Source organism: Hyphomicrobium sp. 2TAF46, assembly GCF_052114865.1.
Classification (GTDB): domain Bacteria; phylum Pseudomonadota; class Alphaproteobacteria; order Rhizobiales; family Hyphomicrobiaceae; genus Hyphomicrobium_B.
The window spans coordinates 493781-514672 of record NZ_JBFRFO010000002.1 but is presented as its reverse complement, the minus strand read 5'-3'; the positions used below and the strand labels follow the sequence as shown (position 1 = coordinate 514672).

17 protein-coding genes are annotated in these 20892 nt (G+C 60.4%); 9 read left to right on the top strand and 8 right to left on the bottom strand.

All coding sequences use genetic code 11. The features are described from left to right. Nucleotides 1–132 precede the first annotated feature (132 nt). The 7 genes from cpaB to AB4Z24_RS06300 are packed head-to-tail and all read left to right on the top strand — an operon-like array spanning nucleotide 133 to nucleotide 8189. Complete coding sequence (gene cpaB / locus AB4Z24_RS06330) at nucleotides 133–939, top strand: Flp pilus assembly protein CpaB (protein ID WP_441706652.1); 807 nt, start codon at nucleotides 133–135, stop codon at nucleotides 937–939. 42 nt (nucleotides 940–981) lie between these two features. After that, a complete protein-coding gene (locus tag AB4Z24_RS06325) occupies nucleotides 982–2598 on the top strand; it encodes a type II and III secretion system protein family protein (RefSeq protein WP_441706650.1) in 1617 nt (538 codons plus the stop codon). Nucleotides 2599–2616: 18 nt separating this feature from the next. Beyond that, nucleotides 2617–3357, top strand: a complete 741-nt coding sequence (locus AB4Z24_RS06320; protein WP_441706649.1) for a CpaD family pilus assembly protein — start codon at nucleotides 2617–2619, stop codon at nucleotides 3355–3357. 15 nt (nucleotides 3358–3372) lie between these two features. Then, on the top strand, nucleotides 3373–4674 hold the full coding sequence (locus AB4Z24_RS06315) for an AAA family ATPase (RefSeq protein ID WP_441706647.1): 1302 nt from the start codon (nucleotides 3373–3375) through the stop codon (nucleotides 4672–4674). A 13-nt stretch (nucleotides 4675–4687) separates the two neighbouring features. Continuing rightward, complete coding sequence (locus tag AB4Z24_RS06310; RefSeq protein ID WP_441706645.1) at nucleotides 4688–6184, top strand: CpaF family protein; 1497 nt, start codon at nucleotides 4688–4690, stop codon at nucleotides 6182–6184. Next, entirely contained in the window at nucleotides 6177–7166 is a 990-nt protein-coding gene (locus tag AB4Z24_RS06305; protein WP_441706643.1) for a type II secretion system F family protein, read from the top strand. Before AB4Z24_RS06310 ends, AB4Z24_RS06305 begins: the two co-directional genes overlap by 8 nt. 39 nt (nucleotides 7167–7205) lie before the next feature. Continuing rightward, nucleotides 7206–8189, top strand: coding sequence for a type II secretion system F family protein (locus AB4Z24_RS06300; protein WP_441706641.1), 984 nt, complete (start codon nucleotides 7206–7208; stop codon nucleotides 8187–8189). Nucleotides 8190–8360: 171 nt separating this feature from the next. Here AB4Z24_RS06300 and AB4Z24_RS06295 read toward each other — a convergent pair whose 3' ends face one another. After that, the gene (locus AB4Z24_RS06295) at nucleotides 8361–9326 is read right to left on the bottom strand and encodes a tetratricopeptide repeat protein (protein WP_441706639.1); all 966 of its coding nucleotides are present in this window, start codon (nucleotides 9324–9326) and stop codon (nucleotides 8361–8363) included. A 212-nt stretch (nucleotides 9327–9538) separates the two neighbouring features. Here AB4Z24_RS06295 and AB4Z24_RS06290 point away from each other — a divergent pair, with 212 nt between their 5' ends. Both AB4Z24_RS06290 and AB4Z24_RS06285 read left to right on the top strand, forming a co-directional pair. After that, the gene (locus AB4Z24_RS06290) at nucleotides 9539–10960 is read left to right on the top strand and encodes a leucyl aminopeptidase family protein (protein WP_441706637.1); all 1422 of its coding nucleotides are present in this window, start codon (nucleotides 9539–9541) and stop codon (nucleotides 10958–10960) included. Further along, nucleotides 10957–11853 (top strand): C40 family peptidase, encoded by an 897-nt coding sequence (locus AB4Z24_RS06285; RefSeq protein WP_441706635.1) that lies wholly within the window; start codon nucleotides 10957–10959, stop codon nucleotides 11851–11853. The genes AB4Z24_RS06290 and AB4Z24_RS06285 overlap by 4 nt, the downstream gene beginning before the upstream one ends. Before the next feature lie 12 nt (nucleotides 11854–11865). On the opposite strand, the gene AB4Z24_RS06280 is transcribed toward AB4Z24_RS06285, so the two are convergent. From AB4Z24_RS06280 to AB4Z24_RS06250, 7 genes are all read right to left on the bottom strand, one after another. Further along, a complete protein-coding gene (locus tag AB4Z24_RS06280; RefSeq protein ID WP_441706633.1) occupies nucleotides 11866–12315 on the bottom strand; it encodes a hypothetical protein in 450 nt (149 codons plus the stop codon). 85 nt (nucleotides 12316–12400) lie between these two features. Next, nucleotides 12401–13033, bottom strand: a complete 633-nt coding sequence (locus tag AB4Z24_RS06275; protein ID WP_441706631.1) for a glutathione S-transferase family protein — start codon at nucleotides 13031–13033, stop codon at nucleotides 12401–12403. A 14-nt stretch (nucleotides 13034–13047) separates the two neighbouring features. Beyond that, nucleotides 13048–14679, bottom strand: coding sequence for an ABC transporter ATP-binding protein (locus tag AB4Z24_RS06270; protein WP_441706630.1), 1632 nt, complete (start codon nucleotides 14677–14679; stop codon nucleotides 13048–13050). After that, the gene (locus AB4Z24_RS06265) at nucleotides 14679–15893 is read right to left on the bottom strand and encodes an ABC transporter permease (protein WP_441706628.1); all 1215 of its coding nucleotides are present in this window, start codon (nucleotides 15891–15893) and stop codon (nucleotides 14679–14681) included. The genes AB4Z24_RS06270 and AB4Z24_RS06265 overlap by 1 nt, the downstream gene beginning before the upstream one ends. Before the next feature lie 2 nt (nucleotides 15894–15895). Continuing rightward, nucleotides 15896–17017 carry a microcin C ABC transporter permease YejB gene (locus tag AB4Z24_RS06260; RefSeq protein WP_441706626.1) on the bottom strand — a complete coding sequence of 374 codons (1122 nt, stop codon included), beginning with the start codon at nucleotides 17015–17017 and terminating at the stop codon, nucleotides 15896–15898. After that, nucleotides 17017–18918, bottom strand: coding sequence for an extracellular solute-binding protein (locus AB4Z24_RS06255; RefSeq protein ID WP_441706624.1), 1902 nt, complete (start codon nucleotides 18916–18918; stop codon nucleotides 17017–17019). Before AB4Z24_RS06255 ends, AB4Z24_RS06260 begins: the two co-directional genes overlap by 1 nt. Further along, nucleotides 18915–20852: an extracellular solute-binding protein gene (locus AB4Z24_RS06250; protein ID WP_441706622.1), complete on the bottom strand. Its 1938-nt coding sequence runs from the start codon at nucleotides 20850–20852 to the stop codon at nucleotides 18915–18917. The genes AB4Z24_RS06255 and AB4Z24_RS06250 overlap by 4 nt, the downstream gene beginning before the upstream one ends. Between the last annotated feature and the right edge of the window lie 40 nt (nucleotides 20853–20892).

The following is a 20892-nucleotide window of genomic DNA, read 5'->3' as shown; positions in this document are numbered from 1 at the left end:
TGCTCTCATAACTGTCAATACAACGTTTCTCTGCCTTAGCCTCGCTTCGAGACAGAGATTAACCTCAAATTGACAATTGGGCGTCATCGTCCTGAGCAGATCGATTTTTGATCTCAAGGGACTACGGGGCGGATGAAACGGGCTCAGCTCATTGGATTTTCGGTGGCTTTAGGTGCCGCCGGGCTTGCCTATTATGTTGCGCGCGCTTTCGTGCGGCCGCCGCCGGCTCCTGTCACCGTCGAGAAAACCGTCGACGCCACAGAGGTTCTGGTCGCCGGGTCGGATATCCCGGTTGGGCAGATCGTCAACGAGGGAAGCTTTCGCTGGGTAGCCTGGCCGTCCGAAGCGGTGTCGGCGAGTTACGTCACGAAGCAGGGCGGCGGCGTTGCGATGATGCACAATCTCTCCGGCTCGGTGGCGCGTTCGCCGATGCTCGCGGGAGAGCCGATCACCACGCAGAAGCTGATCAAGGCAGGACAGGGCGGCGTTCTCGCTGCGATCCTGCCGCAAGGCATGCGTGCCATTTCGACGAAGATCAAAGCCGAGACGGCGGCCGGCAGCTTGATCCTTCCGAACGATCATGTCGACGTCATTCTGATCCGTCAGGTGCGCAATCGCAGCAATCATGAAGAGACCGTCGCCGATACGCTGTTTCGCAATGTGCGTGTGATGGCCATTGGGCAGCAGATCGAGACGAAGGAAGGCAAGAAGGCGGCGGACGGCTCGGCGACGACGGCGACACTGGAGCTGACGCCGCGGCAAGCCGAGATGATGGCGCTCGCGAATTCAATGGGCGAAATCACGCTGTCGCTTCGCAGTGTCGCTGATTTGAGCACCGATCCGGCACGGGCCGGCAGTCTCAATCTTGATAAGCCTAAAAACAATTCCGTGCGCATCGTTCGCTACGGAGCCAAGTCGCGTGTGTATGGCGTGAACTGAGTAAATCGTTAGTCAGTGGTCGTCATAAGGTAATAGGGCCTCATGCGCAGTAATTTCGGATTTTCGTGGCGCGCACAGTTGCGCGCCATCGTGATGCTTGCCGGCGCGATGCTGGCCCTTTCCGGGGCTTCAGCGCAGCCGCAAGACTCCGACGAGTCTTATCGCGACATCACGGGCGCGGGGCAGCATCAGTCCTTCATCCGTATCCAGGACGCTGGCGGACCGATCCGGAAAAGCCTCAAGATCGGCATGGGCAAATCGGTCCTGCTCGAATTCCCGCGGGATGTCCGCGATGTGATGGTGTCGAATCCTGCGGTCGTCGATGCGGTGGTGCTCAGCTCCAACCGCGTCTTTCTCCTCGCCAAAGGAATGGGCGAAGCGAACGCTTTCTTTTTCGATACGTCAGGCGCGCAATTCGCGACCATGGAACTTTACATCGAAAGGGAAACGGCGGGGCTGCAGGCGCTTCTGAACCGGATCATCACCGGCTCGTCGATCAAGGTCGAGATGCTCAATCAGACGGTTATCCTGACTGGAAGCGTCAAGAGCCCGATCGACTCGACGCGCGCCGGCGACATCGCCGCACAGTTCATCTCGCAGCAACTCGTGAGCGCGTCTATTAACCTCAAAGAAGGCGTGGCGTCGCAGCAGAGCCAGACCAACCAGGTCAAGGAATCCGTCATCAATATGCTGGCGGTCGAAGCCGAAGAGCAGGTGATGCTCAAGGTGACCGTCGCCGAAGTGCAGCGTACGCTTCTGAAGCAGATGGGCGTGAACCTCGGCGGCGTGCTGCAATCGGGAAGCTTCTCGACGACGCTTCTCACGCAAAACTCATTCCCGATTACGACCGCGCAAGGCCTCGGATCGCTTCCGACGTTCGGTGTTCCTGCGGCTGCGGGCGCGGCCTGCGCCGTCGGCGCGCCGATCTGCCCGTTCAACTCCGGTCCCGGTAACGGCGCCATCGGCAACAGCGGCCTGCTTTCGGGCTGGGGTTCCGGATCCAATCGGATTCAGTCGGCCATACGAGCGCTGGAACGCGACGGGTTGATCCGCACGCTTGCCGAGCCGAACCTCACCGCCATCTCCGGGGAGGCAGCCGAATTCCTCGCGGGCGGCGAGGTGCCTTACGTCACCGGCGTCGACACGCAAACAGGAGCGAGCTCTGTTGCGTTCAAGAAATTTGGCGTCCAACTCTCGTTTACGCCGGTCGTTTTGTCGGAAGGCCGCATTAGCCTGAAGATCGATACCAGCGTGAGCGATATTTCGCAGTTCATCGGCGGTAATCCGGTGTTCGATACGCGGCAGGCTAAGACTGTGGTGGAGCTGCCGTCGGGCGGATCGCTGGCGCTTGCGGGGCTCATCAACACTAAAACGCAGCAAAACATCGACGGCTTGCCTGGCGCAAAGGACATTCCGATTCTCGGCACTCTGTTCCGCAGCCGCGATTTCCAGAACCAGGAGTCGGAGCTCGTCGTCATCGTGACGCCGTATCTCGTGCAGCCGACGTCGCGTCAGCAGCTTGCGGCGCCGACGGACGGATTGGCGCCTGCGACCGATCTCAAGGCGGACTTTCTCGGTCATCTCAACAGGATCTACGGCAAGAGCGAAGTCATGCCTTCCGGCGGTCTCAAGGGTGACTACGGTTTTATCGTCGAATAGCTGGGGCGCAGACGCATCATGCCGAGCAAGTGCACGACCGACCGCCTTCCGCAAAATGTGCGATCGGGCATAGCGAAGGTCCTCATCGCCGCGTTGCTTCCGGTTATCGTCGCCGGTTGCCGCCACGACGCGCCCGGTCCTCAGGTTGCGGGTTGGCAGCTCGTCGACCCCGAGCAGCGCCACCCGATCCTCGTGTCGCAGCAGCCGGCAACGCTCAACCTCAGAGTCGCGACGAGTGCCGACGGATTGACGCCGATGCAGCGTGCGCGCGTCTTAGAGTTCGCCGGTCGGAGCAAGGCCTCGGATGCCGGCAACAGTCGCATCGTCATTTCGGCTCCCGGCGGATCGCCAAATGAGAGCGCTGCGATGCAAGCGGCCGACGAGGCTCGTCACTTGATGATCGAAAGCGGCTATTCAGAAACCTCGATCGCGGTCGAGGCTTATCATGCGGACGGCCGGGACGCGCCGCTGCGGTTGTCATACATGCGCTATGTCGCCGAAGCGCCCGACTGCGGAAAAGACTGGTCGGAAAATCTCGCGCGCACTTATCAGAACACGCCCTATCCGAACATGGGCTGCGCGGGACAACGCAATCTCGCGGTCATGGTGGCGAACCCGGCCGATCTTCTCGGTCCGCGCACGATGACGAGCCGCGATGCAAATCGGCGTGACGATATGTACGCGAAATACGTGAAGGGCGCGCCGATCGGTGCGAAGAGCGAAGACGCCGCAATCGCGAAACCTGGCGCCAGCAACTGATCTTTCGGAGACGACATGTCCAAGAACGCTTCAGCCATTCCAAGCGACGAGCCGTTTCTCGATGATGCCGCGCCGCAGGAACTCCACCCAGCGGATCGCGCCCGGCCCATTCCGCGCATTTCGATCCAGGCATTTTGCGATGATGCTCATGTCGCGGAAGCGCTTGAGCATGCCGCCGGTGACCGCCGGTTGTCGAAGGCGCATGTCAGCGTTCATATGGGCGGCATCGGCGCCGCCGTCGCGCATTATGTCGATAGTCCGACGCCAAATCTGATCATTCTCGACAGTGCGCTCAAAGCGGGCCAGCTGCTCGCCGATCTCGACCGGCTCGCGGAAAGCTGCGATCCGGGGACCAAGGTCATCGTCGTCGGACGCCATAACGATGTGGTTCTCTATCGCGAACTCCTGAAGCGCGGCGTCGCGGAGTATCTCGTCGCGCCCGTCGATCCGATGGCGTTGATGGAGAGCATCTCGAATCTCTACAACAATCCCGAGACCGACCCCGTCGGCCATGTGTTCGCGTTCATCGGTGCGAAAGGCGGCGTCGGATCGTCGACCATCTGCCACAACGTGGCGTGGACGATGTCGGAGGTTTTGAAATCCGACGTCACGATCGCCGATCTCGATCTGGCCTTCGGCACCACGGGGCTCGATTTCAACCAGGACCCGGTGCAGGGAATTGCCGAAGCTCTGGCGACGCCCGAACGTCTCGACGATCAGCTGCTCGACCGCCTGCTGACGAAATGCTCGGAACATCTCTCGATTTTCGCGGCGCCCGTGGTTCTCGACCGCGATTACGAAATTTCCCCGGAAGCTTGCTCCATCGTCATCGATGTGGCGCGCCAGAATGTGCCGTTCGTTGCCGTCGATCTTCCGCACGGGTGGTCGGCGTGGTCGAAGCGCGTACTCTTGCAGGCCGACGAGGTTGTCATCACGGCCGTGCCGGATCTGGCGAACCTCCGGAATGCCAAGAACATCGTCGATCTGCTGAAGACGGTGCGAAAAAACGACGAGAAGCCGCATCTCGTCCTCAACATGGCAAACGTGCCGAAGCGGCAGGAAATCAGCGTTAAGGAATTCGAGCAGGCTCTGGGGCTAAAGGTGATCTCGGTCATCGACTATGACTCCGAGACCTTCAGCCAGGCCGCCAACAATGGCCAGATGCTCGGTGAGTTCAACGCAAAAGCCAAAGCTATCGAGAAGTTTCACGAACTGGCGTTCAGGCTAACGCGCCGTAAAGACACTAAAGCGGAAAAACAGAGTTCGCCGCTGTCGGCCATCGCGCCGATCCTGGAGAAGTTGAAGCTCAAGCGTTGAGGATCTGGATCGCATGTTCGGTAGGCGCTCGAACGATTCATCGTCAGAGAGGCGCGTTGCGCCGCAGTCACCTGAACCGCAGGCGGCTGTTGCAGCTATCGAAGCGCGTGCAGCGGCGCCAGGGCGGACGACCATGCCTGCGAGCCCGCCCGTGCAGCGGTCGGCGGAGCCGGTCGTCGAATCACAGCGGCGACATTCGGAAGAGTACTACGACGTCAAAACGACGGTCTTCAACGCGTTGATCGATACGATCGATCTCACGCAGCTGTCGAAGCTCGACGGCATTGCGGCGCGCGAAGAGATCCGCGACATCGTCAGCGAAATCATTCAAATCAAGAACGTCGTGATGTCGATTGCCGAGCAGGAAGAGCTGCTCGAAGATATTTGCAACGACGTTCTGGGCTACGGCCCGCTCGAGCCGCTTCTCGCGCGCGACGACATTGCCGACATCATGGTGAACGGCGCCGGCACGACCTTCATCGAGGTCGCGGGCAAGGTGCAAAAGACCAATGTCCGGTTCGCGGACAATCAGCAGCTGATGAATATCTGTCAGCGCATCGTCAGCCAGGTTGGCCGGCGTGTCGATGAATCGAGCCCGATATGCGACGCGCGCCTTCCCGATGGATCGCGCGTCAACGTCATCGCCCCCCCGCTCGCGATCGACGGGCCGGCGCTTACGATCCGAAAGTTCAAGAAGGATCGTCTGAGACTCGAGCAGCTGGTGAAATACGGCTCGATCACCCCAGACGGGAAGACGATCCTCGAGATCATCGGCCGGGTACGCTGCAACGTGTTGATTTCCGGCGGCACGGGTTCCGGCAAGACGACGCTGCTCAACTGTCTCACTGGTTCGATCGATCACGACGAGCGCATCATCACGTGCGAAGATTCGGCGGAGCTGCAGCTACAGCAGCCGCACGTCGTGCGTCTTGAAACCCGCCCGCCCAACCTCGAAGGCGAGGGCGAGATCAAGATGCGCGATCTCATCAAGAACTGCCTGCGTATGCGGCCCGAGCGGATCATCGTCGGCGAGGTTCGCGGACCCGAGGCTTTCGACTTGCTGCAGGCGATGAATACCGGCCACGACGGCTCGATGGGCACCTTGCACGCCAACAGCCCGCGCGAGGCCTTGAGCCGTCTTGAATCGATGATCATGCAGGGCGGTTACGCGCTGCCGATCAAAACCATTCGCGAGATGATTTGCGGCTCGGTCGACGTGATCGTTCAGGCGTCGCGCCTTCGCGACGGATCGCGCAAGATCACGCACGTCACCGAAGTCCTCGGGATGGAAGAAGAGACGATCACGCTCCAGAATTTGGTCGTCTACGAAATTACCGGCGAGGATGCGCACGGGAAGCTGATCGGCAGGCACCGGTCCACGGGCATCACGCGGCCGCGTTTCATGGAGCGCGCGGAATACTACGGCGAGGCCGAGCGACTGATGACGGCGCTGGTCGCTTCCGAAATCGCAGACAAGCACGGTAGTCCGCTGGGAGATCGCAATGACTGACGTCGATCTTCATTCCCTATTGATTCCGCTGCTTGCGGCGCTGGCATTTGCAGGCGTGGTATTCGCACTTGCCTACCCGTATTTTTCGGATGACCGGCAGGCGAAGCGACTGGAGAGTGTTTCCGGTGTGCGCGGTGCACGCCTTGCGAATGCCGCCGGTGACGTTCAGAGCAGCCGCCGGAAATCGGTCGCGGACACCTTGAAGGAACTCGAAGATCGAGAGAACGCTAATAAGAAGGTTACTCTCAGCCTGAAGCTGGTGCGGGCCGGCACGAAAATGACGCCGCGCGAATTCTATGTCGCGAGCGCACTGCTTGCCGCTTTGTTGGCATCGATCTCAATCTTCGTCATCGGCCTTCCGATGGTGGGTACCTTCGTCGTCGTGTTCGTCGGCGGGCTCGGGTTGCCGCGCTGGATCCTGAATAAAATGATCAATCGCCGCCAACAGAAATTCGTCGGTCAAATGGCGAATGCGCTCGACGTCGTGGTGCGCGGCATCAAGTCGGGCTTGCCGTTGAATGAATGCATTCAGGTCATTTCGCGCGAAAGCCCCGAACCGCTTGCGAGTGAATTTCGCGAAGTCGTCGATCAGCAAAGGCTGGGGCTTTCTATCGGTGATGGCCTTGAACGGATGTGCGAGCGCATGCCGCTGCCGGAGATGCGCTTTCTGACGATCGTCATCAGCATTCAGCAGCAGTCGGGCGGAAACCTGTCGGAAGCGCTCTCGAACCTTTCGAACGTGCTCCGGGACCGGCAAATGCTCGCGCTTAAAGTAAAGGCGCTTTCTGCCGAAGCGAAGGCATCGGCGCTGGTGCTCGGCTCGTTGCCGCCGGGCGTCATGTCGATGGTCTATCTTTCTTCGCCCGATTACATGATGCCGCTTTTTACAACGACCGTGGGGCATTTCATGATTGTCCTCGGCGCGGTGTGGATGGGGATGGGCGTCGTCATCATGAGGAAGATGATCAATTTCAAGTTTTAGATTGCTTTTCGCACAAACGGACATGATGGCAGTACTTCGATGATGTCATTCGTCGACACGGTAATGGACCCGCAATTCGTCGCGACGATGCTGGCGGCGTTCTGCGTTTTTGCAACCGTTCTAACGGTGGCGCTGCCGATGCTGCAGCGTGACCAGATGAACCGCCGCATGAAAGAGATGGCGATCGAGCGCAGCAAACTGCGTTCGGTGCGCCTTGCCGAAATGGCGACGAAGGACCGCGCGCAAACCGGGCGCCTCCGGCCGACGCCCAAGGGCTTCATGCAGCAGGTCGTCGATCGGCTGAAGCTGCGCGAGCGTTTCGATAACGAGGAGCTGCGGGAAAACCTGAAGCGCGCCGGTCTTCGTGGGCAAGCGAATATCGTGTCATTCATGTTCTTCCGTGTCGCCGCGCCGGTTGTGCTTTTCTTTTTCGCACTCTTCTATTTCTTCGTTCTCTACGACACTGGCTACTCTGCTCCGGTCAATGTCCTGATGGCCTTTGGCGCGGGATTTCTCGGCTTTTACGTGCCGAATATGTTCATCTCCAACCGTGTTCAGAAGCGGCAGATGGCGATCAAGCAGGCATGGCCCGACGCGCTCGACATGCTTTTGATCTGCGTCCAATCGGGTATGTCGGTCGAGGCGGGGTTTGCGAAAGTCGGCAAGGAAATCGTCAGCCAGTCGGTCGAGCTTGCCGAAGAAATGATGCTGACGACGGCCGAGCTTTCCTACTTGCAGGACCGCCGCCAGGCTTACGAAAATCTCGCGAAGCGCACGGGACTTCCCGGCGTCAAGGCGGTGATGACGGCGCTGGTCCAAGCCGAGCGCTACGGTACGCCCGTTGGGCAGGCGCTTCGGACGATGGCGAAGGAGAACCGCGAGATCCGGCAGTCGGAAGCCGAGCGGAAGGCTGCGGCCTTGCCGCCGAAGCTGACGGTTCCGATGATTGTGTTCTTCCTGCCGGTGCTTTTCATCGTCATTCTTGGGCCTGCGGGCATCTCCTACATGCAGATGGAAAAGTAGGGATCGCTTAGCGCTCGCAAGAAGCAGTTTGTGTCGCGTTAGCCCCGATCGCCAATCCGGTGATCGGGGCTATTTCTTTTGAGCGAAGCGGTTCGCGCGAAGCAAAAAGCCCGGCGAACTGAAAGCCGCCGGGCTGTTCTCTAATGCTGGAAAAGAAGCGAATGGCCTCTGCTATCTCGCGATAGGCAGCGCTTCGTCGGTGCTCGTTTGCCAGACGCCTTGTGTGACGGGCAACGGCACACTGGTTGCCGTGGCGTTCTGGTATGCTCTCTCAGCCGGTGCGGATGGGTTGACCGACGTATTGACGGCGAAGCTTTGCGCATCGGGCATGGCGGTCGTCGGCTCGAGCTTCACCATCTGCTTCAGATAGGCCGCGTTGGCGGATGCCGTATCGGTGTTGAGCACGCTGGCAGCGACAGATTTCGATTCGTCGTAGCGTCCCTGGAGGCCCAAAACGAGCGCGAGGTTTTCGCGGACTTTCGGTGTCGCGCCCGGCGCCGACACTGCCTGGCGGAGCAGGTCTTCCGCTTTCTTGGGGTCGCCGTTCATTGCGTAGGCCATCGCGAGGTTGTTCGTGACGGTCGCGTTGTTGGGCGAGAGCGTCAGCGCGCGCTCGTAGAACGGGATTGCCTCGGTATACTTGCCTTGCTTCGCCATTACCGTGCCGCGCGCCGAGACGATACGCCAATCGGGCTTCGTCGGGTCGTCGGCCATAGTCAGCATCTGGTTGGCGACGCCGACCTGATCCAATTCCAGCGCCAGGCGGCCGTATTCGCCGGCAACTTCCTGGTCGTTGCCGTGGATCAGGGCGACTTGTTGCAGGACGGCGAGGGCTTTTTCTTTCTCGCCGAGAGCCTTCAGATTTTTCGCATAGTTGAGCGCAGGGCGAATCTCGGTCGGCTTTTTCGTGTATTCGTTGCCCCAGTAGATGGTTGCCTTCTGCAACTCGTTTTGCGGCGACGAGGGCGTGGCGTCGGCCGTCTTGGTGCCGCTGTCCGGTTTCATGGCGATGCTCGGCAGCAGGTCGGTCGACGCGGAGCACGCTCCGAGCAGCAAACTCGCGGAAAGGGCAGCAATGGTGCCCAGGCGAGCGGGCCGCAGTACGCGAAGCGGGAGGTGGCGCTCAACACGCGTCATGAAAGTCTCCGTAGGGGAATGATTCGCGGGTTTGCGCGCGAATCTGAGATGGCCGTCAGTTTCTGAGGCAGGCGTCAACAAACGCTTAAGTTTTGCTGGAGACCCGTATAAGCAGATGCATCTCTGAAAAGCTGTGCTCTGGCCGCCGCGACAGTTGCAGCCAGCGCGTGATTTCAGCCAATGATTACAACGTGCAGCGGAGTGTGAGACGGATGGTCGAGACAGCAGCCTGGGCAGCGGCGGAAACATTTGCACTTGGTGCTCAAGCCGCGGACGACATCCCTATTCACTTCGTCCCTTCCGACGGCGTCGACGCGATCGGCGCGCTCGACGATGTTCAGCGCGCCTGGCTCAAGGCACAGACCTTTTCGGGCAGCTCCAAGCGCACCGTTCTCATTCCCGCCGCGGATGGAAAGATCGCCTCCGTCGCCTTCGGGATCGGCAACGGTCAGCAGGGCGAGCCGAGCGGTCCCTCCGAACTGCTGGCTGGGCTTCTCAGTCCGGCGTTACCCGCAGGTACGTATCGGTTCGCCTCGGAACTGGCGCACGAGGAGCTCGCGGCTTTGGCCTGGTCTCTCGGGGCCTACTCGTTCTCGCGGTATAAGAACAAGGACAAGAACGGCGATCGCGCCAAGCTTCGGCTCGCGGGTCCGGAGGCAGATCGTATCATCAACACGGCCGAAGCCGTTTGGCTTGGCCGGGATCTCATCAACACGCCGGCTTCCGACCTGGCGCCGGCCGACATCGAAGCCATCGCGCGTGTGCTCGCGGAACGTCATGGCGCCGATATTTCGGTGACGACCGGCGACGATCTGCTGACCGCGAATTTTCCGTTGATCCATGCCGTCGGACGGGCCAGCCCGCGGCAGCCGCGTCTCATCGACATGACTTGGGGACCGGCTGGCGCGCCGAAGATCACGCTCGTCGGCAAGGGCATCACCTTCGATACCGGCGGGCTCGACATCAAACCTGCCAGCGCCATGCTGCTGATGAAGAAGGACATGGGCGGCGCGGCAACGGCGCTGGCGCTGGCCCACATGATCATGGGGCAGGGGCTCAAATGCCGCCTGCGCGTGCTGATTCCGACAGCCGAGAATTCAGTCGGCGGCGATGCCTTCCGGCCGGGCGATGTGATCGCAAGCCGTCTCGGTCTCACCGTCGAGATTGGGAACACGGACGCCGAAGGCCGGCTCGTGCTCGCCGATGCGCTGGCGCTCGCAGACGCGGACGAGCCCGACAGCATCTTCGTATTTGCAACGCTGACCGGCGCAGCGCGCACGGCGCTCGGTCCCGATTTGCCGGCCTTCTTCACGAATGACGATGATCTCGCGCGGAGCATGCCGCCGCTCGCGGCCTCGATCGGCGATCCGCTCTGGCATTTGCCGCTTTGGGAAGGTTACCGCCGCCATCTCGACAGTGACGTCGCTGATATTAACAACGTCTGGGAATCGCCGTTTGCGGGCGCCATAACTGCGGCATTATTCTTGAAGCGCTTTGTGAGCAAGGCTCGCCGTTTCGCCCACTTCGACTTATATGGCTGGCGACCGGCATCGCGGCCCCTCGGTCCGAAAGGCGGAGAGCCGCACACGGCGCGCGCGGTGATGGAACAACTGAGGCGAGAGTTGACCTCGTGAATACCGGAGTTTCGCAACGCCCCGCAGGCGCACTCGATCCGCGCCGCAATGCTTTCCGTCCGGACCTCGCAGCGAAGTCGCTCGAAGGTGTCGTCCGCGCGGAGCGTTATGTTGCGGGCGAGGCAGCCTTCGTCGTTCGCGCGACGGTGCCGCTCCGCAAACAGCCCGATCCGGCGCGCGGTTTCGAGACCGAAGCTCTGTTCGGCGAAAACTTGACGGTCTTCGAGGAAAACAACGGCTGGGCCTGGGTTCAGCTCGCGCGTGACGGATACGTCGGTTATCTGCGCTCCGACACGATCGCGCGCGGGGCCACCAATCCCACGCATCGCGTCCAGACGCTCGGTACCTTTCTTTACGGCGCGCCGGACATCAAGTCGGCGCCGATCATGCATTTGCCGATGAATGCGCCGATCGCCGCTCGGAGCGGCGACGAACGGTTTCTCGAACTCGAGGGTGGCGGTTTCATCTACGCGCGACATGCGGCTCCGAGAGACCGCTTCGTGCGCGACTATGCGGAAATTGCCGAGCGCTTCGTCGGTACGCCTTATCTCTGGGGAGGCCGCACGCGCGTCGGGATCGATTGTTCAGGTCTCGTGCAGACGGCGCTGCATGCGGCAGGCATTCCGGCGCCGCGCGACAGCGACATGCAGCAGGCCGAGCTTGGTGGCAACGTGCTCGTCTCAGAAGATCTCGAAGGGGTGACGCGCGGCGATCTCATCTTCTGGAAAGGGCACGTCGGCATCATGCTCGACGGTGTGATGGTGATTCACGCCAACGCCTACCACATGCTGGTTGCGGTCGAGCCGTTGTTGGAAGCGGCACGTAGGATCGCTAAAACGGGCAGCCAGATTTCCGCGATCAAGCGTCTCGCCGGGCACGCACCGGCTTTCTAGTCGTCAGGGCCGTCAGCGGCGATAGGGCAGGAAGCGCCGTGTGCGCCATTCTTCGGCCGCGGTCGCTCGGGCGATCCGGCGGTCGCCGATCCAGTCCCAGCCCGGTGCCAGCTCGACGCGCATCGCGATGCCGACGAGGGCATCCGTCATGGTGTTGTACATTTCGATCTTGTCGACGCGCCCGGCCTCGATTGCCCGCACGAGCGCCGGGAAGATGTCGAACCGTTCGATCGGGCGATCTTCGTAGGTTTCCGCGGCGAGCTTCAGGCCGAATTTCTGATCGGACCTGATCATCAGCTCGAACGCGCAGGCGAGATCCTCTTCCGGAACGACGGCTATCCGCCAATAGCGATCGGAAGCGGCGATGCCAACGTCGGCGCAGTCGCGAATTGTGGCCGCCCATCTCTCGATATCGACGAGCGTCTGTTCGAGGCGGTCTCGGAATACGTCATCGGAAAGCATCAAGGGATCCCGCAATCAGCGATTCGGAGACCTCAGGATAGCTCATCCCTCAGTCTCCGAAACCGGCTGCGCGAGGCGATCCTGTTCAGGATGCGAGTGCCTTGATGAGCTCTTCGTCCTTCGCCAGAGCGCTTTTGAACGCCGGACGGCTCGTCAGGCGTTCGATATAGCTCGCGAATTCGGGCTTTTCCGGCAGCAGCTTGAACAGCGTCATCCAGCGTACGGCGCCGCCGACTACGACGTCTGCGGCAGAGAATCGGTCGCCAAGAATGAAGGGACCGTTGCCAACCGCGCCCAGCAAGGCGTTGACCGTGTCGTCGTAGGTCCCGTAGCTCATCGCGGACGCCATCGACGGCTCGATTTTTCGCCAGCGGTCGGCGATGGCGGGTTCGATGGCGCCATGATTGAAGACGATCCATCTGAGATAGGTGCCGCGCGCGGTATCGCCGATGGCAGGCGCGAGTTTCGCTTCCGGGAAGAGATCAGCGAGATAGATGGCGATGGCTCCGACTTCCGTCACCGGAGTGCCGCCGTGCGTGATGGCGGGGACTTTTCCCATCGGATTGATGGCGAGATATTCCGGAGTTTTATGCTCGCCCTTCTTCATTTTGAGCACTTTGAGCTCGTGGGGCGGCGAGCCGAGTTCTTCGAGTAGCCAGCGGATAGCGAAGGATCGCGTTTGCGGTGCGTGGTAATGAACGAGCTTGGGCGTTGACATTCTCGGCCTCCTTTTTAGCTCGCGACGGCTCCCTTGTAGGCGACTTTGATGTCGAAGGCGGCCGCGAGCAGGGCCTTCGTATACTCGTCCTTCGGCTTTTCAAAGATGTCGCGCGAGGGTCCTTCCTCGACGACTTTGCCGTTCTTCATCACGATGACGTAGTTGCAAAGCGCGCGCACGACCTTCAGGTCGTGGCTGATGAAGAGGTATGCGAGATCGTGCTTCGTTTGCAGGTTGCGGAGAAGATCGACAATCTGGGCCTGCACGCTCATGTCGAGCGCGCTCGTCGGCTCGTCGAGCATGACGAACTTGGGCTGCAGAACCATGGCGCGTGCGATGGCGATACGCTGGCGCTGGCCGCCTGAGAATTCGTGCGGATAGCGATCTTGCGAAGCCGGATCGAGACCGACCTCGGTCAACGCGGCGCTGACCCGTTCGCGGCGCTGCGCATCGTCGAGCTCCGGGTTTTGGATGACCAGGCCTTCTTCGATGATCTGGCCAACAGTCATGCGCGGCGACAGTGAGCCATAGGGGTCCTGAAAAACGATCTGCATTTCCTTGCGCAGCGGCCGCATCTGCTTGTTCGTCAAGCCGTCGATGCGGTTGCCGACGTAGGCGATCGGCCCATCTGATGAGAGGAGGCGCAGGATCGCGAGGCCGAGGGTCGTCTTGCCGGAACCGGATTCGCCGACGACGCCAAGCGTTTCACCGGCTCTGAGCTTCATCGACAGGCCGTCGACGGCTTTGACGTGATCGACCGTCCGCTGCAGCAAGCCATGCTTGATCGGAAACCAGACCTTGAGGTTGTCGGTCTCGACGACAACGGGGCGCGTCATGTCGGTCGTCGGGGGCGCGCCTTTGGGCTCCGCTTCAAGCAGATGGCGTGTGTATGGGTGTTGCGGGTTCGTGAAGACCTCTTCCGCCTGTCCCGTCTCGACGATCTCGCCGTGGCGCATCACGTAAACGCGCTCGGCCATGCGGCGCACGATGCCGAGGTCATGCGTGATGAGCAGCATCGCCATGCCCATCTCTTTTTGCAGCGACTTCAGAAGCTCGAGAATTTGCGCCTGGATCGTCACGTCGAGCGCGGTCGTCGGCTCGTCGGCGATCAGCAGATCGGGCTTGTTGGCGAGCGCGATGGCGATCATCACGCGCTGCCGCTGGCCGCCCGACAGCTGGTGCGGATAGGCGCCGAGCCGCTTTTCCGGATCGCGGATGCCGACCTTCGTCAGCAACTCGATAACGCGTTCGCGGGTTTTTTCGCTCGAGAGCGACTGGTGGAGCTTGATGATTTCGCCGACCTGCTTCTCGATCGTGTGAAGCGGGTTCAGCGTCGTCATCGGCTCCTGGAAGATGATCGAAATTCGGCGCCCGCGAATGTCGCGGAGCTCAGCCGAGTTCGCCTTCAGGATGTCCTTGCCCTCGAACAGGATCTCGCCCGTCGGGTGCGAGGCCGAGTTCGGGAGGAGGCGCAGGATCGACATCGCGGAGACGGTTTTTCCGGAGCCGGATTCGCCGACTAGCGCCACGGTCTCGCCCTTCCCGATCGTGAACGACACGCCTTTGACGACGCGCACGGCTTCGGCGCCATCTCCGAAGGCGACGGAGAGATTGCGGACGTCGACGAGGGGCGCTCCGGCTGTCATCAACTCTTGCCTCTGAATGTCTTTCGCGGATCGAGCGCGTCACGTACGGCTTCGCCCATGAAGATCGCGAGCGACAGAATGATCGAGACGGCTATGAAGCCTGAAATGCCGAGCCAGGGCGCTTCGAGGTGCTTCTTGCCCTGCAGAAGCAGCTCGCCGAGCGAGGCCGATCCGGGCGGCATGCCTAGCCCCAAGAAGTCGAGCGCGGTCAGGGCGGCGATGCCGCCTGAAAGCTTGAACGGGAGAAACGTCAGCGTTGCGACCATCGCGTTCGGCAGCAGGTGCTTGAACATGATCTGCCAGTCGGAAAGTCCGAGCGCGCGCGCGGCGCGAACATATTCAAGGTTCCGGCCACGCAGGAACTCGGCGCGGACGAGGCCGACGAGGGAGGTCCAGCTGAAGATCATCAGGATGCCGAGCAGCGTCCAGAATCCGGGAACGAAAAGGGACGAGAGGATCAGCAACACGAACAGTTCGGGGATCGAGTTCCAGATTTCGAGCAAGCGCTGGAATATGAGGTCGACGCGGCCACCGAAATAGCCCTGCACGGCACCCGCGAGAATGCCGACGGCGGAGGAGACGACTGTCAGGATAAGGCCGAACAGCACTGAAACACGGAAGCCGTAGATGACGCGCGCGAGCACATCACGGCCTTGATCATCGAGGCCGAGCCAATTGGTGTTTCCAAGTTCCTCGTAGCGCGCGACCTGGTCGGCCGGCGCCTCGCAGAGCTTGAGCTTCGTTGCCCACGGTGGCGGTGCGGGATAGCCGAGGCAGACACCGTTATCGCCGATGCGGCCCGGATAATCCTTGTTGATCGTCGAATAGGAATAGCGGATCGGCGGCCACAGCATCCAGCCGTTGGCGTTGATCTCGTTGGCGATGTCGGGTGTCCGGTAGTCGGTCACGGCGAGGAAGCCGCCGAACTTTTCTTCCGGATAATCGACGAGCACCGGGAACAGGATTTCGCCCTTGTAGCTCGCGATCAGCGGACGATCGTTCGCGATGAACTCAGCGAACAGCGAGCCGACGAACAGGGCCGTGAAAATGATGAACGAGCGATAGCCGATCTTGTGGGCTTTGAAGCGTTCGAGACGGCGTTTGTTGACCGGCGAGAGACGGAAGCGCTGGCGCAACCTCGCCAAGAGCGACGTTCTGAGCTTCTCGGCTGGAGCAACAGTGGCGTCTGACGCGCGTTCGGTTCTCTGGTCCATCGTCATACCTCGCGCGTCTCGAAGTCGATGCGCGGATCGACGAGGGTGTAGACGAAGTCCGACAGGATGCCGACGAACAAGCCGACGAGCGAGAAGATGTAAAGCGATGCGAAGACGACGGGATAGTCGCGCTTCTCGATGCTCTCGAACGAGAGGAGCCCGAGGCCATCAAGCGAGAAGATCGTCTCGATCAGCAATGCGCCTGAGAAGAAGGCGCTGATGAAGGCCGACGGGAAGCCCGAGATGACGAGCAGCATGGCGTTGCGGAAGACGTGTCCGTAGAGCACCTGGTTCTCGGTCAGTCCCTTGGCGCGTGCGGCGACGACGTATTGTTTGCGGATCTCGTCGAGGAACGAGTTCTTCGTCAGGAACGTCATCGCGGTGAAGGAGCCGACCGCCATCGCGATCATCGGCAGCACGAGGTGCCAGAGATAGTCAGTGACTTTTCCGAGGAACGACAGCTGATCCCAGTTGTCGGAGAACAGGCCTCGCGACGGGAACCACTGGAAGAACGACGAGCCCGCGAAAAGAATGAGCAGCAGCACGGCGAATAGAAAGCCCGGGATCGCGTAGCCGATGACGAGCACGGCGCTCGACCAGGTATCGAAGTGCTCGCCGTCCTTCACCGCCTTGCGAATGCCGAGCGGAATCGAGATCAGATACGTCAGCAGCGTCATCCAGATGCCGAGCGAGATCGAGACCGGAAGCTTCTCCTTGATGAGGTCCAAGACCGAGACGTCGCGGAAATAGCTCTTGCCGAAATCGAACGTCAGGAAGTTCTTCATCATGATGTAGAAGCGTTCGTAGGCGGGCTTGTCGAAGCCGAACTGCTTCTCGAGACTTTTGATGAAAGCCGGGTCGAGGCCTTGGGCGCCCCGATACTTCGATGTGATCGAGTCGCCGCCGCCGACGCCGAGCTGGTTGCTCATGGCGCCGCCGCCAAGCGTGTCGCCGCCACCGCCGCCCATGCGATTGACGATCGAAGACGATTGGCCCGTCAACTCGGCGATCATGCGCTCGACGGGTCCGCCTGGGGCGAACTGGATGATGATGAACGAGAACAGCATGATCCCGAAGAGCGTCGGGATCACCAGCAGCAGTCGCTTTAAGAGATAAACAGCCATCAGGGCTTTGCCGGTTGTTCCTGAGATTGAGCCGTCGGCTTGCCGGAGCTTAGTGCCGCGGCCTTTGCCGGATCATACCACCACGTATCTAGTATGCCCGCATCATACTTGGGCTGAACAGCAGGTCGCGAGTACTTATTCCAATACGCAATCGAGTACGACGCCTTATAGTAGTGGGGCACCCAATAATGACCTGCACGGAGCACGCGATCAATGGCGCGCGTCGCTGTGACCAGTTCGGCTCGCGATTTCGCTGCGACAACCTTGTCGATGAGGGCATCGATGACGGGGTCGGATATGCCGGCGAGGTTGAATGAGCCATCCGTTTTGGCAGCTTCCGAGCCCCAATAGCTGCGCATTTCGATGCCGGGCGTCAGAAGCAACGAATAGCGCTGGGTCGTTGCATCGAAATCGAAGGCCTTCACGCGCCGCTCATATTGGGACGGATCAACGAGACGCCACGAGGCTTCAACGCCGATCTTGCGCAAATTGTCCGTGTAAGGAACGGTGATGCGTTCGAACATTGCCTCGTAGTCGAGGAACTCGATGGTCAGCCGCTCGCCCCTGTCATTGTGGAGGTAACTGTCAGTCCCGGGTTTCCAGCCGGCTGCGATCAGCAGGTCGCGGGCCTTCTTCAAATTGTCGCGGTTGTTGCCGCTGCCGTCCGTCACCGGCGGCATATAGGGCTCGCCGAAGACTTCGGGCGGCAGCTTATCCTTGTAGGGTTCGAGCAGCGCCAGCTCATCAGGGCTCGGCTTCCCGACCGCCTTCATGTCGGTATTTTCGAAGTAACTCGTCGTGCGCTGGTAGAGCCCGTAGAACAGCTTCTTGTTCGACCATTCGAAATCGAACACGAGATCGAGCGCCTGGCGGACACGCGGATCCTTAAACTTATCGCGGCGGGTGTTGAGGAAATAACCCTGCGCGCCAGACGGGCGATCGTCCGGCAGCGATACCTTGAGCAGGCGCCCTTCGGTAACGGCCGGGATGTTGTAGCCGGTTGCCCAGGCGACGCTCGAGAATTCCTCGCGGAGGTCGAGGTTGCCAGACTTCACCGCTTCGAGTTCGATGTTGCGATCGCGATAATAGTCGTAGCGGATTTCATCGAAATTATAGCGACCCCTGTTTACGGGCAGATCCTTCGCCCAATAGTCGTCGCGGCGGGTGTATGTGATATCGGTGCCGGGGTTGAAGCTCTTGATCTTGTAGGGTCCCGATCCGAGCGGCGGCTTCAGCGACGTCTCTTCGAACGGCTGCGTCGTATAATAGGCCTTCGACAGTACAGGTAACTGAGCGACGGTGATCGGCAGATCGCGAACCAGCGTGCCTTTAAACGTGTAGCGCACCGTTTCGGGATCGAGCGCTTCTGCCGACACCACATCGTGCAACGTCATCGCGATTGCGGGGTGACCTTTTTCCTTCAGGATGCCGAAGGAGAAGGCCACGTCTTCGGCGGTCAGTTTTGAGCCGTCGGAGAATTTCGCCTCGGGGCGCAGCTTAAATGTAACCGACATGCCGTCCGGCGCGACATCGGCCGATTTGGCGACGAGGCCGTAGACGGCATCGGGCTCGTCCTGCGCGCGCACCATCAGGGAGTCGAACAACGAGGCGAGGCCCTGCGCGGCATCGCCTTTCAGGATAAACTGGTTCAGCGTGTCGAACGTGTTGGCGCCGCTCGTTCCCATCGTCGCCATGCGGCCGCCCTTCGGCGCGTCGGCGTTGACGTAGTCGAAGTGCTTGAAATCTGCCGGATACTTCAGTTCGCCGAAGACGGAGAGACCATGACGCGGCTCCGCAGACGCGATTTCTCCGTGCGCGGCGGAGAACAGCACCGCCAACGTGGCGGCCAGCGCCACCTTGGCGGTCATCGTCTTTATGGACCGAGAGCTTGCCACGGTCATTTTCCCTTCGCCGCCTCAAGGGCTTTCGCCTTGTCAGCATCGTACCACCAGACCTGCGAGAACCCTGATGTTTGCGATGGCAACTTCTGCGGCCGGCTGAACTTGTCCCAATAGGCGACACGATCGAACGGGTAATACCAATTGGGCACGACGTAATAATTCCACAGCAATACGCGATCGAGCGCGTGCGTCGCGGCCACAAGCTCGGCTCGGTCCTTGGCGAAGATGATCTTGTCGACGATCTTGTCGATCGCGGGGTTCTTGATGCCTACCGTATTGCGGCTGGAGGGCCTGTCGGCCGCGGCCGAGCCCCAGAAGTCCCGCTGCTCGTTACCGGGGGAATTCGACTGAGAGAAGTTATCGACGATCATATCGAAATCGCGATTGTCCTCACGCTGCTTATACTGGGCGCCGTCCACTTCGCGAACGGTGGCGTTGATGCCCATTGTTTGAAGGTCTTTCGCGTATGGGAGCATGATCGGTTCGAACGTGTCGTCTGGGAGCAGAATTTCGACATTCATTTGCTCGCCCTTGGCGTTGCGAAGCACGCGCGCCGTCGAGGCCGATGAGAGGCCGATCGTCTTTTTGATCTTGCACCAGGTGCCGCACGACGGATCGTCGACGCTCTCGCTCTTGATTTTCCAGCCCGCGGCTTCGAGGAGCTTCAGCGCTTCCTGCTGATGCTTGCGGTAGTCGCCCTCCTCGGCATTGACCGGGTTCTTCCACTCGGTCGTGAAAACTTCCGGGGGAATCTCCGACTTGACTTCATTCAGGATCTCGAGTTCGCGCCCCTGAGGCAAGCCTTTTGATGCCAATTCGGAATTGTCAAAATAGCTGCCGACGCGCTTGTAGCTCCCGAAGAAGGTTCTCTTGTTTGCTTCCTCAAAATTGAACAAGAGGTTGAAAGCTTGCCGTACCCGGACATCCTGAAACTGCTCGCGCCTCGTATTGAATGCGAAGGCCTGCATCGGGGCAAGCCGTTCCACCGGAATATCCTCTTTCTTGACGAGGCCTTTCTTTAGAGAATCGAAGTTGTACTTCGTGGCCCAATCGGAAGCCTTATTCTCCGCCCAATAGTCCAGCTTCCCGATTTTGAAATCTTCGAACGCGGGCGTTTTGTCCCGATAGTAGGTGTACTCGAGAGTGTCGAAATTCTGCTGGCCGCGCATGACGGGCAGATCTTTCGCCCAGTAATCGGGAACGCGCTCATAACTAATCTTGCGGCCAGTATCGACTGACTTGATTTTGTACGGGCCGTTGCCGAGGGGGGGCTCGACGGTGGTCTTACCGATGTCGCGCTGATTGCCGTTGGCGTCCTTGCCTTCCCAGTAATGCTTCGGCACGATGTTCAGCTCACCGACGATCATCGGCAACTCGCGATTGCCTGTCTTGTCGAACGTGAATTTCACCTCGTGGTCGCCGGTCTTTTCCGCTTTCTCGACGTTCTTGTAGTAGAAAGCGTAAAATGGATTGACCTTCTTGGCCTCGTCGAACGAGAAGATCACGTCTTCAGGAGTGATCGGTTGACCGTCCTGGAATTTCGCTTCGGGGCGCAGCTTGAACGTCACGGACGAAAAGTCATCCGGGTGGGACGCGCACTCGGCGATCAGCCCGTACTGCGTCGAGGGCTCGTCGAGGCTCGGCGTGAAGAGGCTGTCGTAGATCAGTCCAAGTCCCGCGGCCTTGACGCCCTTATCGGAGATTGGATTCAGCGTGTCGAAGCTGCCGAGCGACCATTGGCGCACCGTTCCGCCTTTCGGTGCATCGGGATTGACCCAATCGAAATTCTTGAAATCCGGTCCGTATTTCGGGGCGCCGACAAGCGACATCGCATTATGGCATTGGGCCTCGTCCGCCTTTGCCGGGTTCGGGATCGGAGAGAAACTCAAGAACGCCAGCGCGGCAGCAATCAACGGCGTCAGGCGCATCTGCATATTCAGTTTCGTCCTTCCAAATCGTAACGACGGTCGCAGC

Bases quoted from the DNA above. Each gene is read 5' to 3' on its own strand.
- AB4Z24_RS06315 (WP_441706647.1), top strand. From the start codon at position 3,373: ATGTCCAAGAACGCTTCAGCCATTCCAAGCGACGAGCCGTTTCTCGAT.
- AB4Z24_RS06310 (WP_441706645.1), top strand. From the start codon at position 4,688: ATGTTCGGTAGGCGCTCGAACGATTCATCGTCAGAGAGGCGCGTTGCG.
- AB4Z24_RS06325 (WP_441706650.1), top strand. From the start codon at position 982: ATGCGCAGTAATTTCGGATTTTCGTGGCGCGCACAGTTGCGCGCCATC.
- AB4Z24_RS06320 (WP_441706649.1), top strand. From the start codon at position 2,617: ATGCCGAGCAAGTGCACGACCGACCGCCTTCCGCAAAATGTGCGATCG.
- AB4Z24_RS06255 (WP_441706624.1), bottom strand. From the start codon at position 18,918: ATGACCGTGGCAAGCTCTCGGTCCATAAAGACGATGACCGCCAAGGTG.
- AB4Z24_RS06280 (WP_441706633.1), bottom strand. From the start codon at position 12,315: ATGCTTTCCGATGACGTATTCCGAGACCGCCTCGAACAGACGCTCGTC.
- AB4Z24_RS06260 (WP_441706626.1), bottom strand. From the start codon at position 17,017: ATGGCTGTTTATCTCTTAAAGCGACTGCTGCTGGTGATCCCGACGCTC.
- cpaB (WP_441706652.1), top strand. From the start codon at position 133: ATGAAACGGGCTCAGCTCATTGGATTTTCGGTGGCTTTAGGTGCCGCC.
- AB4Z24_RS06265 (WP_441706628.1), bottom strand. From the start codon at position 15,893: ATGGACCAGAGAACCGAACGCGCGTCAGACGCCACTGTTGCTCCAGCC.
- AB4Z24_RS06295 (WP_441706639.1), bottom strand. From the start codon at position 9,326: ATGACGCGTGTTGAGCGCCACCTCCCGCTTCGCGTACTGCGGCCCGCT.
- AB4Z24_RS06250 (WP_441706622.1), bottom strand. From the start codon at position 20,852: ATGCAGATGCGCCTGACGCCGTTGATTGCTGCCGCGCTGGCGTTCTTG.
- AB4Z24_RS06290 (WP_441706637.1), top strand. From the start codon at position 9,539: ATGGTCGAGACAGCAGCCTGGGCAGCGGCGGAAACATTTGCACTTGGT.
- AB4Z24_RS06270 (WP_441706630.1), bottom strand. From the start codon at position 14,679: ATGACAGCCGGAGCGCCCCTCGTCGACGTCCGCAATCTCTCCGTCGCC.
- AB4Z24_RS06300 (WP_441706641.1), top strand. From the start codon at position 7,206: ATGATGTCATTCGTCGACACGGTAATGGACCCGCAATTCGTCGCGACG.
- AB4Z24_RS06275 (WP_441706631.1), bottom strand. From the start codon at position 13,033: ATGTCAACGCCCAAGCTCGTTCATTACCACGCACCGCAAACGCGATCC.
- AB4Z24_RS06305 (WP_441706643.1), top strand. From the start codon at position 6,177: ATGACTGACGTCGATCTTCATTCCCTATTGATTCCGCTGCTTGCGGCG.